This is a genomic window from Neobacillus sp. S1115 (genome assembly GCF_055385565.1).
The window spans coordinates 3014790-3031074 of the sequence record NZ_AP038275.1; the positions used below are offsets into that span (position 1 = coordinate 3014790).

General features: G+C 42.0%; 13 protein-coding genes. 5 read left to right on the plus strand and 8 right to left on the minus strand.

The genetic code is table 11. The features are described 5' to 3' along the window. Positions 1–60 precede the first annotated feature (60 nt). On the minus strand, positions 61–1506 hold the full coding sequence (gene hydA, locus ACZ5B7_RS14600; protein WP_464494316.1) for a dihydropyrimidinase: 1446 nt from the start codon (positions 1504–1506) through the stop codon (positions 61–63). Positions 1507–1655: 149 nt separating this feature from the next. After that, positions 1656–2336, minus strand: coding sequence for a GntR family transcriptional regulator (locus ACZ5B7_RS14605; RefSeq protein ID WP_464494317.1), 681 nt, complete (start codon positions 2334–2336; stop codon positions 1656–1658). 321 nt (positions 2337–2657) lie between these two features. Between ACZ5B7_RS14605 and ACZ5B7_RS14610 the strand changes: the two genes are divergently transcribed. From ACZ5B7_RS14610 to ACZ5B7_RS14620, 3 genes are all read left to right on the plus strand, one after another. Next, positions 2658–4046: a TldD/PmbA family protein gene (locus ACZ5B7_RS14610; RefSeq protein WP_464494318.1), complete on the plus strand. Its 1389-nt coding sequence runs from the start codon at positions 2658–2660 to the stop codon at positions 4044–4046. A 3-nt stretch (positions 4047–4049) separates the two neighbouring features. Next, positions 4050–5393, plus strand: coding sequence for a TldD/PmbA family protein (locus tag ACZ5B7_RS14615; protein ID WP_464494319.1), 1344 nt, complete (start codon positions 4050–4052; stop codon positions 5391–5393). Between the two features lie 142 nt (positions 5394–5535). Then, positions 5536–6672, plus strand: a complete 1137-nt coding sequence (locus ACZ5B7_RS14620) for an SLC13 family permease (RefSeq protein WP_464494500.1) — start codon at positions 5536–5538, stop codon at positions 6670–6672. A 47-nt stretch (positions 6673–6719) separates the two neighbouring features. On the opposite strand, the gene ACZ5B7_RS14625 is transcribed toward ACZ5B7_RS14620, so the two are convergent. Then, positions 6720–7259: an NADPH-dependent FMN reductase gene (locus ACZ5B7_RS14625; RefSeq protein ID WP_464494320.1), complete on the minus strand. Its 540-nt coding sequence runs from the start codon at positions 7257–7259 to the stop codon at positions 6720–6722. Between the two features lie 844 nt (positions 7260–8103). On the opposite strand from ACZ5B7_RS14625, the gene ACZ5B7_RS14630 reads away from it, so the two are divergent. Beyond that, the gene (locus ACZ5B7_RS14630) at positions 8104–8685 is read left to right on the plus strand and encodes an anthranilate synthase component II (RefSeq protein ID WP_464494321.1); all 582 of its coding nucleotides are present in this window, start codon (positions 8104–8106) and stop codon (positions 8683–8685) included. Beyond that, positions 8675–10417: an aminodeoxychorismate synthase component I gene (gene pabB / locus ACZ5B7_RS14635; protein WP_464494322.1), complete on the plus strand. Its 1743-nt coding sequence runs from the start codon at positions 8675–8677 to the stop codon at positions 10415–10417. The genes ACZ5B7_RS14630 and pabB overlap by 11 nt, the downstream gene beginning before the upstream one ends. 48 nt (positions 10418–10465) lie before the next feature. On the opposite strand, the gene ACZ5B7_RS14640 is transcribed toward pabB, so the two are convergent. The 5 genes from ACZ5B7_RS14640 to mdh form a co-directional block, all read right to left on the minus strand. Next, entirely contained in the window at positions 10466–11566 is a 1101-nt protein-coding gene (locus ACZ5B7_RS14640) for a DmpA family aminopeptidase (protein WP_464494323.1), read from the minus strand. A gap of 87 nt (positions 11567–11653) precedes the next feature. Next, positions 11654–12553 (minus strand): acetamidase/formamidase family protein, encoded by a 900-nt coding sequence (locus ACZ5B7_RS14645; RefSeq protein ID WP_464494324.1) that lies wholly within the window; start codon positions 12551–12553, stop codon positions 11654–11656. Between the two features lie 22 nt (positions 12554–12575). Then, positions 12576–13508 carry a metallophosphoesterase family protein gene (locus ACZ5B7_RS14650; RefSeq protein WP_464494325.1) on the minus strand — a complete coding sequence of 311 codons (933 nt, stop codon included), beginning with the start codon at positions 13506–13508 and terminating at the stop codon, positions 12576–12578. 37 nt (positions 13509–13545) lie between these two features. Then, positions 13546–15147: an APC family permease gene (locus ACZ5B7_RS14655; protein ID WP_464494326.1), complete on the minus strand. Its 1602-nt coding sequence runs from the start codon at positions 15145–15147 to the stop codon at positions 13546–13548. Between the two features lie 153 nt (positions 15148–15300). Further along, positions 15301–16239: a malate dehydrogenase gene (mdh, locus tag ACZ5B7_RS14660; protein ID WP_464494327.1), complete on the minus strand. Its 939-nt coding sequence runs from the start codon at positions 16237–16239 to the stop codon at positions 15301–15303. Positions 16240–16285: the final 46 nt, after the last annotated feature.

Consider the following 16285-nt stretch of genomic DNA (forward strand, 5'->3'; position numbering starts at 1 on the left):
TGCCAGCCCTCACCTCCTTTCATATTCGATAACACATCTTAGGGGGTTAATTAATAAGTTTTATATCGCTGATATTGTTGACTGAACTTTTGAAACCTTATTTCTGAACAGAAACTTTCCACGGCCTTGTTCCCCAATGACATATCCGTCGCGGACAATTTCCTCGCCACGAGACAGCACCCGAGTAATGGTTCCCTTGACTTCGGTGCCTTCATAAAGGTTGTAATCAACATTTTGATATTGTTTTTTATGGGTAATGACTCTTGAAACATTCGGATTGAACAGAACAAGATCAGCATCGAAACCAATTCCTATACTTCCTTTTTTCGGATAGAGGCCAAATGTTTTGGCCGGTCCAGTGGAGATGACCTCAACAAATTTTTGGAGTGATATTCTTCCCTCATTAACCCCATAGTGATAAACGATGGAGAAAATATCCTCGAGTCCAGGTACACCGTTAGGAATCTTTGCAAAATTTTCTCTTCCCAAAGTCTTCTGTCCTTCAAAAAGGAATGGACAATGGTCCGACCCCACCGTTGAAATTAAACCAGAGGCAATCCCCTTCCAAAGATGCTCCTGGTTCCATTTTTCACGAAGAGGCGGAGAACAGACATATTTTCCACTTTCAAAATCTGGCAGTTCTAAATAGCTTTCATCAAGAACAAGGTAATGAGGGCATGTTTCCGCGGTTACTTGCACCCCGCGTTTTTTTGCCTCTGCTACTTTTTGAAGTGCATCAGCACAGCTAACATGGACGATGTAAATAGGAGCCTTGGCTGCTTCTGCGATGGCAAGCGCTCTTCCGGTTGCCTCTGATTCAGTAATCGGTGGTCTTGTGTAGGCATGATAGATTGGTTCGGTATTTCCTTTTGCAAGAGACTCCGCAATTAATTCATCAATAATATCGCCGTTTTCCGCATGGACATTTGTGATAATCCCTGCTTCCCCCGCTTTTTTCAAAATTTTATACATTTCACGGTCATTCACCATCAGCTCGCCCTTGTAGGCCATAAATAGTTTGATAGAAGTAACACCTTCTTTATCTGCGAGGATTGGGAGTTCCTCGAGAACATGATCGTTGTATTCGCTAATAATGGAATGAAAACTGTAGTCGATTAGCGACGATTCCCCCTTTTTCTTCCATTCTTGTAAATTATCAAAGAGTGTCTGGCCTTTTTTAGGATTGGTAAAATTAATAATGCTGGTAATCCCGCCTGCCGCTGCCGCTCTGGTTCCGCTTACAAAATCGTCAGCCGTTCCAGTGCTTTGGAATGGCCAAGCAAGATGTGTATGTACATCTATTCCTCCAGGAAAAACATATTGCCCGCTAGCATCAATAACCTTGGCATCCGGGGCTTCAGCATAATGGTTAGAAATTCCGGAAATCACCCCGTTCTCAATAAGGATATCTGCCTTATAAATGTCAGTTGCGGTAACAATTGTTCCATTTTGAATAATGGTTTTCAACTTGTCTTCAATCCTTTCGTGTGGATTTTTTATAAACATTTATTATATGTCGCCTGTCGACAGTTTAAATCGGCAAGGTTCTGTATAAAATCTTCTGTTGCTAAAAGCAATAAGATTCTAAATCAGCTGTAGTCTGTCGACAGTTTAAAATATGAGGCATTTATCCATTTGATGACCTTCATTTTTTTCTATTCTTTAGTGTATTTAGAGAATATCTCCTTCAGATGCTCCAAGTCAGTTTCAAGATGTTTGTTCATCATAAAAGCAGCCTTGTCTTCATCCCTTCTTTTCATTTGCACTAAAATATCCTGATGTTCGTTATACACAATCCATTCCCTATTCTCACCTTGGAAGTTTAGGGTCCTGAAGTAGTGACTTAATGAATGTAGGTCTCTCAGCTGTTTCTTTAATCTCCTATTTTGACTGTATTTAATGATTAATTCGTGAAAACGGCCATTTTCGGCAATCAAGGCCTGTCTGTTCCGTTCCCCTTCAGCATCCAAATATTGCTTAGAATCAATGACTGTTTTTTCGATGTTCTGCAGTTCCTGCGCTGTAGCAAGCCTAGTTGTCAATCTAGCAGCCAAGGACTCTAAGACCATCCGGCACTCGTAAATATCCACGATATCCTTCAAAGTTGGTTTATAGACAGTGATTCTTGACTTTTCATCAATGGCTAATAACCCTTCTTTTTCTAAAGCGCGGACAGCTTCCCTGACAGGACTTCTGCTAATATTTAGATCTCTGGCAATTCTTGCTTCATATATACTATCACCAGGTTTTAAGTCCCCTTGAACAATCATTTCTCTAAGCGTGTTATAGACTTGATCGTAATATCGGACTGGTTTTTCGATAGAAAAAGAATCCATTTTATTCACCACCTACTGTAGTCTGTCGACACCTTGAAATTCATAAAACTATCAAACTTAACTAAACATAGTTTATTCGTTAATCAAACTGTTATAATCCACAAAAATATAGTATCACTTTTAATTGGTAAATCCAATAACTATTATTAAAATTTTCCCAAAATTCCATTAGTTTTGTAAACAGATTTTTGTCGACAAAAAAATTGAAATAATTGTCGATAAAAAAACATTCTTAAATGCGAAACCAAGACATATCCTCTTCCGACTATTACATTGTAGTTTGATAATAACGTAGAAAAATAAAATACATAGGAGGTCATCATGCTAAGTCAATCATTAATTGAAGACGTATTGACAGCAGCTTTATCCACTGGCGGCGATTTTTCTGAGATTTTCGTAGAGGATCGGTTTACCAATAATATCACCCTTAGAAGCAGTAAAATTGAAACCGCTCTCTCCGGACGTGATTTTGGGGTTGGAATCCGTGTATTTAAGGGATTGCAAAGTGTTTATGCGTATACCACCGATTTCAGTAAGGACGGTCTGGTGAAGGCTGCGAAAAATGCGGCACAAGCCATTAAAGGAAATAGTGTCATCTCCCCTGCCCCATTTGTTCGAGAGTCGTATAGTACACTCCATCCGATCCAATTGCTGCCGCAAGAGGTAGTGAAATCTAGAAAAATTGCCGTCATGAAAAATGCTTCAGATACGGCTAAAAGCTATCACTCTAGTATTTCTCAGGTAACCGTCCGTTTAATGGATGAGGAGCAGAATGTGCTTATTGCCAATTCTGAAGGAAAATATATCGAAGACAAACGAGTTCGCTCAAGACTGGCGATACAAGCCGTTGCTGTAAGCGGAAATAAAATGGAAACTGGTTTTTACGGACCGGGTGCCCATAGCGGCTTTGAATTTATCGAAAACTTAAATCTCGATCTTTATGCAAATGAAGCAGCCAGGATTGCCGTAACCATGCTCGATGCTAGCCCATGCCCGAGCGGCAAATTTCCGGTGATTATTGATAATGAGTTCGGCGGGGTCATTTTTCATGAGGCCTGCGGACATGGCTTAGAGGCCACTGCTGTCGCGAAAAACAATTCTGTATTCGCTAATCGCATCGGGGAAAGAGTTGCTCCGGAAATCGTTACGTACATTGATGATGGCACAATTTCAAATGAATGGGGATCCATTAACATCGACGATGAGGGTGAAAAGGCACGAAAAAATGTGTTAATCAAAAATGGGATTTTAACAGGCTATTTAATTGATAAATTTAATTCACGCCGGATGGGAATGGAATCTACCGGTTCCGGCAGAAGGCAGTCCTTCCGCTTTGCCCCTACCTCAAGAATGACCAATACGTATATCGCCCCAGGCAAATCAAGACCGGGAGAAATCATCGCAGCGACTGAGAATGGAATATATGTCAAGTACATGGGCGGCGGCCAGGTCAACCCAGCAACAGGCGATTACAACTTTGCCATCATGGAAGCATACGAGGTAAAAAACGGAAAAATCGGAAAGCCATTAAAGGGGGCTACTTTAATTGGGAACGGCCCGAAAACCTTACAGCTTGTCGATATGGTCGGGAACAATCTCGGGCATGGTGCGGGAATGTGCGGTTCCTTGAGCGGCAGTATCCCGGTAAACGTCGGCCAGCCAATGATTCGGGTAAGTGAAATCACCGTTGGCGGGACAAAGGGGGAATAAACAATGAATATACAGAATTTTCAGGTAAAACTTTTTAAAGAAGCCGCCTCAACTGGTTTTACAGATGTTGAGGTTTATTATGAAATGAAAGAAGTTTTTGGCTGCCAAATTTTTAAAGGCGAAATTGACCAATACGAAATCGCGGAAGACGGCGGTGTTTCTTTCCGTGGTATCATTGACGGGAAAATGGGCTACGCCTATACGGAAAAATTAGATGATGCCTCTATCCCCTTCCTATTAAAAAATGCAAAAGAAAATGCTGAGTTCATGAATGACGAGGATGTGGAAGAAATATTTGCGGGCAGCAGCTTTTATGAGAACCGGAATTTTTATTCCGCAGTCTTAAATGAAGTAACCATTCCGGAAAAAATTCAATTTATCAAAGATGTGGAACGTGAATTGCTAGCAATGGACCCGAGGATTGTGGCGACAGATTATTGTTTGATACGTACGACATCGGTAACCAAAAGCCTTTCCAATAATAAAGGACTGTCCTTGAGTGATCAGGCTAATTATTTGTATGTCATGGTGGAAGCGATTGTGAAAGATGGAGAGGAAACCAAGACATCCTTTGAATTTAAAGTAACAAAGGACTTTCAAAGTCTGGATGCCAAAGAGATTGCTACAAGAGCAGCTGAGGAAGCCTTATCACAGTTGGGTTCGCGAAATATTACGAGCAAGGATTACCCTGTCCTGTTACGTAACGATGCGGCCGCCAGCCTGCTAGCTACTTTTGCCGACAATTTTTCGGCGGAAAACACTCAAGCGGGGTTATCTTCTCTTAAAGATAAACTGGGTAAGCAAATAGCGAGTTCGATGGTGACAATCGTCGATGATCCATTCCTTGAAGATGGCCTTGGCAGCAGGAATTTTGACAGTGAGGGAGTAGCAACGAAGAAACTTACCTTGGTGGAATCAGGTGTGTTGCATTCCTTCCTCCATAATCTAAAAACAGCTAAAAAGGACCAAACAGCCACAACCGGTCATGCCCAAAAAGATTCCTATAAAGGTGCCGTTAAGGTTGGGCCTTCCAATCTTTATATTGTTCCTTCAGCATCATCTTTGGAAGAGTTAGTCTCTACGGTGGGCGAAGGCGTGTTGATTACCGGTTTATCCGGCTTACATTCAGGTGCGAACCAAATATCCGGTGACTTCTCGGTTGCTGCGAATGGGTTTTATGTAAAGGACGGAAAGATCCAATTTCCAGTTAATCTTATGACGATTGCGGGGAATTTCTATCAGCTTTTGACTGATGTGGAAAAAGTAGGATCCGACCTAACCTTCCCGCTCTCACCAGTTGGTTCGCCGTCACTACTTATTAAGTCCTTATCCGTTACAGTAGAATAAAGTGGTGTTTTTATAGGGGGCTGTCTCTCACCTTGGGGGTCAGCCCCCGTTGCTTTTAAGCTATAAAATTTAATTGACAGGAATCGAATTTAATCATAATGTTATCATTGTTGAAAAAATCCTAACCTTTTTGGTGATCATTGTGAAAGAATTGGTTGTTGTTCGAAAACAGAAAAGACTAAGTTTGCCCGTTTCTTTTTTAAAAAAAGACATCGTATTCACGGTTTCACTTATATTAGCATTGGCAAGCTGCTTTCTGCATCCTCCAAAGCTTGAATATATAAACCTCAAGGTTATCATAAGTTTATTTAACCTTATGCTCGTCATTAAGGCCTTCGAGGAATTGAAACTATTAGATAAATTCGCGATTTCAATCTTGAATAAATGCCATTCAAGCAAAAAAGTATCCGCGATTCTCGTTTTCTTATGCTTCTTTAGCTCAATGTTCGTCACCAACGACGTTGCCTTAATAACATTTGTACCGTTAACACTGATTATAAGCAAAAAGATGAAGATCAACATGATGGAAACGATAATCCTGCAAACGATCGCGGCTAATCTAGGCAGCAGTTTGACACCAATGGGAAATCCGCAGAACCTGTTCATCTTTACTTATTACGGAATAAAACCTTTGCAGTTTTTCGGGACGGTTTTTCTATTAGCTTTTTTGGGAATTGTTTTACTTGGAATTCTTTTGATAAGACTAAAGGGGAAAGAATTAACTTTGGTGTTTCCGTCTTCTACTTTAGATGGAAGAAAAAAAGTGGTTGTTTGGGGAGTAGTCTTCGCCTTCATCATTGCCTCTATCTTTGGTGTGGTTAGTGACAAACTTGCCTTATTCCTGACGTTAGCGGCAGTTTGTTTGCTAGATATTCATTTATTGAGGAAAATAGATTATACCCTGCTGTTTACGTTTATTTGCTTTTTTGTTTTCATCGGAAATATATCGAATACCAGCATCGTAAACACGTTTGCAAATGAACGTCTCGACAGTTCACATTCTGTTTTCTTTACGTCGATTCTTTTAAGCCAATTGATCAGCAATGTCCCTGCCTCCCTCCTGCTGGCAAAATTTACGCCAGATTGGCAGCCGTTATTAATGGGCGTCAACATTGGGGGACTTGGCACCATTATTGCTTCACTGGCAAGCGTCATTTCCTATAAACTATTCATTAGGGAGTTTCCGGAGGAAAATAAGAAATACTTAATAAAATTCAGCATGTATAATTTTTCGTTTCTAGCAGCAATTATCCTTATACAGTATTTAATTGGTGTATGAACCAGCGCCGGGAGCCTAGCTCCCGGCGTTTTACAGTTGAAATGAGTTTATTCTTTAACGAAAGCGACGAATCTTTCGACGACATCATCGACGAATTTCAACGTTGCTTCTTCTTTCAAAAGGCCTGTTTCTTCATCAAATTTCGTATGTGCCTGGCTGATCAGGATTTCGTTTCCTGCCGGCGGCAATAGCTTTGCCTGAAGTGATGCTAAGATTTCACGTATATGCAGTTGGGCCCGCAATGTTCCTGCTATGCCCATAGTTGCACCGCCGGTCATAACCGGTTTTCCAATCAATACTTTATCGACCCGAGACAACCAATCAAGCGCATTTTTTAACACGCCAGGAATCGACCAGTTGAATTCAGGCGTAATAATAATAACACCGTCAGCTTCTTTAACCTTTCTCTTGAATTCCAATACAAGCTCAGAAGGGTTAAATTCATCATCTTGGTTATAATGCGGAAGTTGTCCGATTTCAAGAATCTCTAATTCGAATTTTTGAACAAACCTCTCCTTAATCGTTTCTACCAAACCCCTATTATAAGAATCTTTCCGTAAACTTCCCACGATTGCTACTAATTTCATTTTTGTCACACCTCTTTATGTAATAATAAAAACCGTTTACTTAAAAGATTATAGGTATAAAAAATTTAACTTTCAACAAAGGTGCCTAACAGCAAAATCCACTTTTCGGGGACTAATAGGACCAATTGCTCATTTTAATATTTGAAAACACCTTTATTTTAAAAGAAAAACTTTCACTTTTTGGAAAAATATCACTTAAAGTTAAACTGAAAAAACAGGACAAGTTTACTAATTCCTCTATGTGAATGTATACTAGTATTTGAATTTTATTTTTTTATCAGGCTGTTTTCACAACCGTTGTGCCTTTAAGATTGCTTCCCAAGTTGGTAATTTCTCTAAAGCTTTGGGTACCTAGTGGACGCATTTTTTGGTTTGGGTCACCCTTCCTTTATTGGTTACCAACCGGACGCATTTTTTTCGGGTAGGGTCACCCATACCCTATTTGGTTACTGAACGGACGCATTTTTCTTGGTTAGGGTCACCCATACCCTCTATTGGTTACCGAACCGACGGATTTTTCTTGGTTAGGATCACCCATACTCTTTATTGGTTACCGAACCGACGGATTTTTCTTGATTAGGGTCACCCATACCCTTTATTGGTTACTGAACGGACGCATTTTTCTTGGTTAGGGTCACCCATACCCTTTATTGGTTACCGAACCAACGGATTTTTCTTGGTTAGGGTCACCCATACTCTTTATTGGTTACCGAACCGACGGATTTTTCTCGTCTATTAGTACCTATAAGTAACTCGGTCCTTCTTGAAGCAGTGTTTATATGACAAAGCAACAATTTTTCAGTAAAGAGCTATTATTTAAATCTAGGTGGTGACAGTCAGTACAGTGATTTTAATTATCGACAACTATGATTCGTTCACGTTCAATTTAGTTCAATATATACGGAATATCGGAGAGGAAGTAGTGGTGATTCGAAATGACCAGCTGACCTTGAAATCGATAGAGAATATGCAGCCGGATTCGATTCTGATCTCTCCTGGACCTGGAAATCCTGATACAGCAGGTATTTGTTTAGAGGTTGTGAAAAGATTTCATCAGGAAATTCCTATATTGGGTGTCTGCCTTGGTCAGCAAATTATTGCCCAAGCATTTGGTGGAAACATTATCAAAGCGTCGAAGCCAATGCATGGAAAAATTTCTTCCATCAGGCATGACAAGCATGGTGTCTTCACGGGACTGCCTTCACCGTTTCAAGTCACACGATATCATTCATTAATAGTCGAAGAGTCCTCCCTCCCTTCCTGCGTGGAGATTAGCGCCAGAAGTGAGGACGGGGAAATTATGGCCCTTCGCCATAAGGAATATAAAGTGGAAGGCGTTCAATTCCATCCTGAATCCATTTTGACAGAAAACGGAATGGACATGCTACGAAATTTTTTTATAAAGGAAAAGATAAATGAAACATAGAGCACCTCTATTAGTCTTCGAATTTGCCGATTTATCCGGGAACATTAAGCCTTATACTTTTCAAAATCCTATTGAAGTAATTACGGCTCGTACAATTGAGGAAGTATTACCATGCTTTCAACGTCTGCAAGATTGGGTGGACAACGGTTATTATGCAGCGGGGTTTCTTTCATATGAAAGTGCGCCAGCCTTTGATTCGGCTTTCAAAGTGGCGGATGGCGGTACCTTCCCCCTGCTTTGGTTTGGTATATTTCAAGAGCCTTTGAATGAGCAGTTCAACAGTACCGGCTCCTATACCCATACGGAGTGGGCAGCATCAGTTACGATGGATAAGTATTATCAAGCGATTGATTTCATTAAGCAATCCATTGAATGCGGTGATACATACCAGACCAACTATACCATTCGGTTAAACTCTCACTTTCAAGGAGACGACCTTGCTTTTTATGGAAAACTCAAAAAAGCCCAGTCTTCGAATTACTGTGCGTACATTAATACAGGTGAACATAGTATTTTATCTGCCTCTCCTGAATTGTTTTTTCACTGGAATGGCAGCGATATCACCACCCGGCCGATGAAAGGTACGATAAAAAGAGGAAAAACATTGGAGGAAGATAAAGCAAATTCGAACTGGCTTTTCGATTCGGAAAAAAACCGGGCCGAGAACCTGATGATTGTGGACCTATTACGAAATGATTTAGGGATGACCGCTGAACCTGGCACGGTTTCAGTTCCAAAGCTTTTTGAAATTGAACATTATCCGACCGTACATCAAATGACCTCAACGATAACGGCAGAGGTGGCTGATCATATCAAACTTGTTGATATATTTAAGGCCCTTTTTCCATGCGGGTCTATAACTGGCGCACCGAAGATTAGCACGATGAAAATCATTTCCGACTTGGAAACGGAACCGCGTGATGTTTATTGCGGTGCGATTGGATATTTCACCCCGAACAAGGAAGCTGTTTTTAATGTACCGATTCGAACCGTTTTGATTGATCATCTTACAGGGGAAGCTACCTACGGGGTTGGCGGCGGGATCACATGGGATTCTACCTCTGCGGGTGAATATGAAGAAATTCTCACTAAAGCAAGTCTGCTTGAAGCGGATAGTCCGGAGTTTCAATTGCTGGAAAGCTTGTTATTAGAGGATGGAAGCTATTTTCTGTTGGATGAGCACCTTACCCGTCTGAAAAATTCAGCGGAATACTTCGATTTCCAGTTTGATTGGGATGGCGTCCAAAAGGCTTTGGATGATTTTGTTATTTGGCATAATACTGGTCAATGGAAGGTTCGGCTTCTATTGGATAAGAGCGGGCGGATTATAATTGATGGTAATCCTATTAACCAAATGGGGCCAGTTGTGAAGGCAGTCCTTGCTGATAAACCAGTAAACCGGGATCATCTTTTCCTATACCATAAAACAACCAATCGCGATATCTATACCCAATTCCAAAATAGGAAGCCTGTTGAAGCTTTTGATGTCCTCCTTTGGAATGGAGATGGTGACCTGACGGAGTTTACGAATGGAAATATTGTTATGGAAATGGACGGAATGTTTTATACTCCTCCTGTAAATTGCGGCTTACTGGCAGGAACTTATCGAAATGAACTACTAAAAAATGGTGAAATCCATGAAAAGATTTTAACCACTGCTGACCTTAAAAAAAGCACAAAGGTCTGGTTTATCAATAGTGTAAGAAAATGGCTGGAAGTACAATTTTTATAAAGTATTAAAGCAGCGAAGGTCATGCCGTCCGCTGCTTTTTCTTATTGGTTAGACTCTATTATAGTCCTTCATTATCCGCAATAGCTCCTGCTGGTCAATCGCTTCCACCTTTTGTCCATAAGGTTTAACGGTCGTCATCGTTTCCGCTGCAATTAGGGCATTCACGACAGATTCATCAACCGCTTGGCATACGGCTTCATAAATAGGGTCAAATACTTCGTCATTTACAAACTCCATTTTCAGTTTTTCCGGTGCTGATTGGGGAATCTCCATTTCATTAGCTGTGGAAAATGCTAAAAATATATCACCTGAGCTATTCCCCCCTGGACTGCCGCTTCTCCCAATGCCAATAGCTGCACGTTTTGCGACCCGCTTCAACTGGTGTGGAAGCATCGGGATATCAGTCCCAATAATGACAATGATGGAGCCCTGCTCTTTATCTAAAAGTTTTTCCTTCATCATATGTTTTCCGACCGGTACACCTAAAATGGTAAGCCACTCACGCAATCCAAAATTGGCTTGGACTAGAACTCCTATATGATGCGTCTGGCCATCGATGGTAACAACACGAGATGATGTGCCTGTCCCGCCTTTAAACTCGTAGCAAATCATTCCCGTTCCACCGCCAACATTCCCTTCAGCAACGGGACCCGTTTTTGCATTATTAATCGCCGAAAGCACATGCTCTTCAGAAATATGCTGACCGTTTATGTCATTAAGGACGCCATCATAGGTTTCGGCAATGACAGGCATTGACCATAAATGTTCATTACTGAACTGTTCACCATAATGGTTTATCATCCATTTTGTGGCGGCATGATGAGCCATTCCTACCGAGTGAGTATTGGTGATGCAGATGGGGCTAAGAAAGTAGCCGGCATCGTTCACCCAATGTACCCCTGTCATCTCGCCATTTCCATTTAAACTGTAAAATCCGGCCCAAATTGGCTGCATCGTATTCTTTTTTCCTCTTGGCAGGATGGCCGTCACTCCAGTACGGATGGGCCCTTTACCGATTTGAACCGGCCCTTCCCCTTCAATAATGGTCGTAAAACCAATTTCTACCCCCGGTACATCGGTTAAGGCATTATTTTCTCCTGTCATACCAGGGAATGGCAAACCGAGATCACGGGCACGCTTTTTACCCAAATTACAACTCCTCCTTATTGCGAACAAAAGAGGGCTCAACCCACTCCATCAAGATTTACAGAGTGAAGCGGCCCTCTCAACTTGTTCTTACTTTATTTTGTATTCGTATTTATCTAGGATCCATTGTGGGAGTTCCATCCGTGCTGTCATGAGCGGATCCACTATCTGGCAGATTCGCAAGTCACCCACAAGGGATAATAGCATTCCGGCTTCATCGGTATCAAATTCAAGCTGCTGGACAAGAAATTGATGCATATTGATTGTGGCTTGTTGGGCCGCCTCATCTAAAGTTTCAGCAGATGCAATTGTGATTAGCTTTTCTTCGCTGACAAGCATCGGCAATGGATACGATTCTCCTTTTAGAACATCGACCTTGACGGTTACTTCTCCAGGTATTTCCAATCCGCAAATGACAATTTCTCCATCAGCCATCACGGCATGCAGGTCTCCCATTGAAAGAAGGGCACCTGGAACATTTACCTGTAAATAAAGAGTAGAGCCCTTTATGATCTGCTTGCAATCCATATTGCCGCCATGTTCGCCTGGTGTACCAGTCGGAATTTCCTCCCCGCTAGGAGCGGTACCGATAACACCAATCATCGGTTTAATAGGAATATGAATTTTATCATTGAAAATAGCTTTCCCTTTCCGAATTGGAATAACTTTTGTCGTTTCGCCCGACACATAATCCCGTAAAACACCAAGCTTTGGTGTCGTCGTCATGACACCTTTTTGGTCTATTTTTATATCCAATATCTCTACTTTTAGAATATCCCCCGGCTCCGCCCCTTCTACATACAAAGGTCCTGTGGCGGGGTTGATCTGGTCCCAGCCGACCGAGCTGAACAGCTGATCCTCCCGCTGGATTTGATTGCTAAAGCAGTCATACGTTTCGAACACCACCGTGCTGCCAGCCTGAACTTTTTTAACAGGCTTATTGTTCGGTGACATCGTCAGTACGCCTTGTTCCTTGCGAATGATTTCCATGGTTACAACTCCCTCAAAAAAATTACCCCGCTGTCAGTGTATAGGACACCTGTCCATCAGCACCGACATTCACCAACGCCCCCCTTAGCAGGCCTTGGTCATAGTCTGTTCCGGCGTTAATGCATATGGTTTTCCCTAATGTCGTCACACCGCGGCTTTCATGAACATTCCCGTGCAAAGATAGGAGCGGCTGATATTTTTCAATCGCCTCGCGCACCGCTTTGCTTCCTGCTGGACCGGTTGCCAGGGAATCCCCATCAAGTACAGGCTTTAACTCATCATCATATAATGTCCCTTGATCTAAGTCAGTATCATAAGGAGGGATATGAATATTAAAAATGCAGCGATTCATGTCCTTCACCTGCGCGGCCAATTGTTCGATTTTCTCTGCCAGCTCTTCCTCGCTAAATTCACGCGGGTACTTAAACACACTAGGCTTTCCGCCACCCACAGAGAGAATCTCAAACCCATTTACTTCAATAATTTTTCCATCACCGTTTGCGACAAAACTTCCCGCGTTGATCAGTTCATCTAAATAAAAATCATCGACACTTCCAGGAATCAAGATGCAGGGAATTCCTGCCGCCGAAAATCGCTCATCTGCTAACCGAATCCACTCCTGCAGGACTTCAATCTGCTTCTCTTTGATGATCAGCTCGGCGTCATTTTCGTTTAAACGATTTAATTCATCCTCTGAAACTAAGAAGGGATAGAATCCGGCATCCCTAAGATTTCGCTCCAGGTCTGGCAATTCCCTCTCTTTTTTCACTTTAACGGTTGAGCCGTAATACCGGCAAGTATAAACGCCGTTTTTTTCCACAATCGGAACAACCATTTTCCCGGTTAAATCCCCTCCAAAAATAACTAAGTCAGCTTTATAAAATTTCCCGGCATTAGTGAATTTTCGGAAGGCTGTTTCACCGCCATGCAGGTCTGCTGCATAAAAAATTTTCACTTAGCTCACCCCACTACATTTTTTAAAAATGGTTTACTTAATCCGAAGGTATCTCTTGGAACTGAATATCGATATCGATACCCTTCTTCGCATGGGACCGCTTCATCACGAAATAGACGATAATTGGGATTAACATTAAGCAGAGCGAAACCACAATCATTGTAAATGGCAAATCGCCTCTCAAAAACGGAATCAGAAGATAGTAACAAATCGAAACACTGATTGCCAGGGTTAACCAGCCAAGAATGGTAATTAAATGGATTCCTAAAAATTTTGATTTTACAATCGGCGGTGAGGAGTTAAACAAAATCTTCTTGCGGGTGGAGAAAACAATTCCGGAAATCCCAAGGAAAATCCAAGCTAAGAACCAAGTGAATATCGTATATGCGATATTGGCCGTCCAAGAAGGCATGAAAATATCGAGCATTAAGAAAAACCAGGCACCGATGATGACCGTTCTTAACGCGTAGGTTGGTGAATTCGTTTTCTTGTTGAGTTCCATAAATTTGCTAGGAATCAAGCGGTCAAACGACCAAGCGACAATATTACGCGAAGGGCCGAAGCCAAGACCAGCCGCTGAGCCAAAGGTGGCCACCGCGAAACAGATAGCAATCAAAAAGACAAATACAGGGCTCTTCGTCATAATTCCAATCATGATCGTGATAAATGGATCATAGCCCTTGAAAGGATAGGCCTCATGGCCGGCATTGTACAGATAATACAAGCTATTGGACCAGATATCGCCGAAGTTAATATAAGACATCGCATAGAAAATCGCCCAAACAACCATTAAAATAGCCAGTGAACCAAATAAGGCCAGAAGCTGAGATTTTTGCACATTACGGACTTCGCCAGCGAGGTTTGCCCCAAAGGTGGAGCCAAGGGTGTTTAGAATAATGTAAGTGGAACCGGCCATGACTGTTGCTCCAAAAAGGAACTTTGTTGTGTAGCCATCTGCTTCAGCTAATTTAATGACATCGCCATAGGCCAAGCCTGTCAGCTCAGTAAAATTAGCCGCAAACGTTCCCTGCCCGGTAATTAGGTTTGCAATGATAAAAACAACCGCCCCTACCAGCGTTGCACCGAGCGTTAAATAGGCCAGCCTAACCATCCACTTTGTCCCTTTATAATAGATAAAGTAGATGAACGCCAACAGGGCGGTACCGATAATCGCATGCATGATATTGCTGTTGAAAAACTCCGCCAGCCCCAGCCATGTTGCGTCATTTCCGTTAATGAGTGCTATTGAATAGAAGAATTCAACGATCGACCATTTGATAATCCAATTTAACAGAATTCCAGTCCAAGAAATGGATGTAAACGTTATCATAAAACTTGCCATCAGTCCAAGCGATGGATGCAGAATCCTACTTATATAAATATATTCTCCGCCGGAGCGCGGCATTGAGACCGATAGCAGCCAATAAAGGCCTGCAATAATAAACATCTGCGCCACCGTCAAAATCGCCCAAACCATATGGGCACCCGGATATAAAAATGGTGCCCACATAATATACACAAGTGCGAACATTAAACCTGGGTTGGCAGCGGAATAAATCATCGTGTCAATTGGGCTGATCTGCCGGGCAATTCCACCTGTTGACTTTTGTTCAAATAATGCGAGACCTGCTTTAGACATCTTTTCACCCTTCTTTCTTTAAAAATAAAAGAAAAATCACAGTGACGAGACATTCTACACCAAAGACAATTTGCTTTCTCTACGAAAAGAGGCTCCTTCTGGCAGTCACCCCCTCTAGATAATTAACAATATTGTGAAAAGTAATCTAAAAAATTAATCTAACAAACTCAGCAAGGATTTTACGGCTTGAGCAGAAACATCGAGCCCCTCTTTTTCCTCAGGTGTGAGCGGCAATTCTATAATACTCTCAATGCCATTCCCGCCAAGAACTGCAGGGACCCCCAAATATATGTCCTGATACCCATATTCCCCTTCTAAATAGGCAATCGAAGGGAGAATTCTCTTTTTGTCCTTTACGATCGCCTCAGCCATTTCTACGATTGAAGCGGCGGGGGCATAATAGGCACTGCCCTGACCTAAAAGTTGAACAATCTCACCGCCGCCGTTGCGCGTCCGTTCCACGATTTTAATAATCTTCTCCTTAGAAAGGATCCTTTCCAATGGAATCCCGCCAGCATACGAAAACCTGACCAACGGCACCATTGTATCGCCGTGCCCGCCCAAGACAAAGCTAGATATATCTTCTATCGACACATTTAATTCTTGAGCAACAAAGGTATTAAACCTAGCCGTATCAAGGACCCCCGACTGCCCAATCACCCTGTTTTTAGGGAATCTAGTCGTTTTGTAGCAAACATAGGTCATCGCATCAACCGGATTGCTAAGGACTAACACATAACTATTGGGAGAATAGTAGGCGATATGTTCAGATACTTCCTTAATAATTTTTGTATTTATTGAGACCAAGTCTTCCCTGCTCTTCCCGGGCTTACGGGCGACTCCTGCAGTAATAATGACCAAGTCTGCGTCCTTAATATCTTCATAGTTGGAGCTGCCTTTTATGATAGAATTATATTTCTGGACGGGGCCCGCTTGGAGTAAATCTAATGCCTTCCCCTTTGTCGGATTTTCCTGCGAAGGAATATCCAACAGGACAATGTCCCCCAACTCCCTTTGGGCGAGCATCAGAGCGATTGTCGTCCCGGTATGGCCTGCCCCGATGACGGCAAACTTTATTCGTTTGAAGGACATAATTCATCCTCCTTTCTTGCATCTAGAACGTTTAAGATTTTTTCTC

What these genes read in the sequence shown, in the direction of transcription:
- hydA (WP_464494316.1), bottom strand. Translation starts at nt 1,506, where the DNA reads ATGTTTATAAAAAATCCACACGAAAGGATTGAAGACAAGTTGAAAACC.
- ACZ5B7_RS14605 (WP_464494317.1), bottom strand. Translation starts at nt 2,336, where the DNA reads ATGGATTCTTTTTCTATCGAAAAACCAGTCCGATATTACGATCAAGTC.
- ACZ5B7_RS14610 (WP_464494318.1), top strand. Translation starts at nt 2,658, where the DNA reads ATGCTAAGTCAATCATTAATTGAAGACGTATTGACAGCAGCTTTATCC.
- ACZ5B7_RS14615 (WP_464494319.1), top strand. Translation starts at nt 4,050, where the DNA reads ATGAATATACAGAATTTTCAGGTAAAACTTTTTAAAGAAGCCGCCTCA.
- ACZ5B7_RS14625 (WP_464494320.1), bottom strand. Translation starts at nt 7,259, where the DNA reads ATGAAATTAGTAGCAATCGTGGGAAGTTTACGGAAAGATTCTTATAAT.
- pabB (WP_464494322.1), top strand. Translation starts at nt 8,675, where the DNA reads ATGAAACATAGAGCACCTCTATTAGTCTTCGAATTTGCCGATTTATCC.
- ACZ5B7_RS14645 (WP_464494324.1), bottom strand. Translation starts at nt 12,553, where the DNA reads ATGGAAATCATTCGCAAGGAACAAGGCGTACTGACGATGTCACCGAAC.
- ACZ5B7_RS14655 (WP_464494326.1), bottom strand. Translation starts at nt 15,147, where the DNA reads ATGTCTAAAGCAGGTCTCGCATTATTTGAACAAAAGTCAACAGGTGGA.
- mdh (WP_464494327.1), bottom strand. Translation starts at nt 16,239, where the DNA reads ATGTCCTTCAAACGAATAAAGTTTGCCGTCATCGGGGCAGGCCATACC.